Here is a 1,033-nt window from a genome sequence, read left to right as displayed (position 1 = left end):
GTGTCATACATTCGGGAGCCTTCAATAAAAGGATTAGCGATAAACTTTTCTGCTGTAAGTTCAGGTTTGTTCAAATAACCACGGGCAACACCTGCTCCTGATACATACAGCTTTCCTGTAACTCCTATCGGGAGCAGTTGTAAGGCTTCGTCCAAAATGTACACCTGAGTATTGGAGATCGGTTTGCCGATTGGAATTGATCTGTATTGCTGATTTTCTATTAAATAACTTGTACTGTATGTGGTGTCTTCTGATGGACCGTATAAATTTCTAACTTCTGCTTTTTCGGTTTGAAGTTTTAAAACAATATCAACAGGCACTACTTCTCCTGCCATATTGATAAAGGATACGTTGCTTAAATCTATCCCCTCTTCTATTAATTTTCTAATAACTGAAGGAACTGTATTTAATAGTATTTTGTTCTCTTTATTGATATAGTTTTTGATGTCTAAGGCGTTTTTTAAAACCCTTATTTTTTTTCCAATTGATAAGGGATAAAAAATTTCATAGATAGATAAGTCAAAACAATAGGAAGTTACGGCATACATTATTTCAAATTTTGACAAATCAAATTCCAATTGAGACCAATTAATCAACTCAAAAGCATTCCTGTGTTCTACCATCACCCCTTTAGGATTACCTGTAGTGCCCGAGGTATAAATGACATAGGCTAAATCTTCAGAGGTATTGATTTTTTCTAAATTCTCTTTTGAATAGCGCTCCTGAACGGTTTTGAATCTCTTAAATGCTGCTTCATCTATAATAACTTTACTGGTACTGTCCTTTTCGATATAAGCTATTCTGTCTTCAGGATAATTGATGTCTATTGGCACATAGGCAGCTCCGGATTTCAATATTCCTAAAATAGCGACAATCATTTGCTCGTTTCTATCGAGCTTGAGTCCAACTAAATCGTTAGGTGTAATCGAATAGTTTTCTCTCAAATAATGGGCTACTTGATTGGCGCTTTCATTAAGCTCCTGATAGGTAAATTCCGTTTCTTCAAATACAACAGCAATCGTATTTGGAGTTC

General features: G+C 35.3%; 1 protein-coding gene. It reads right to left on the bottom strand.

Annotated elements, in window-relative coordinates; all coding sequences use genetic code 11:
• Positions 1–1,033: amino acid adenylation domain-containing protein (locus G3A47_RS22595; RefSeq protein WP_166926519.1), on the bottom strand; the 1,033-nt coding region annotated here is incomplete at both ends.

Source organism: Flavobacterium poyangense, from assembly GCF_011751075.1.
Classification (GTDB): domain Bacteria; phylum Bacteroidota; class Bacteroidia; order Flavobacteriales; family Flavobacteriaceae; genus Flavobacterium; species Flavobacterium poyangense.
The sequence above is the reverse complement of the archived record's forward strand: the minus strand, read 5'-3'. Positions and strand labels throughout refer to the sequence as shown.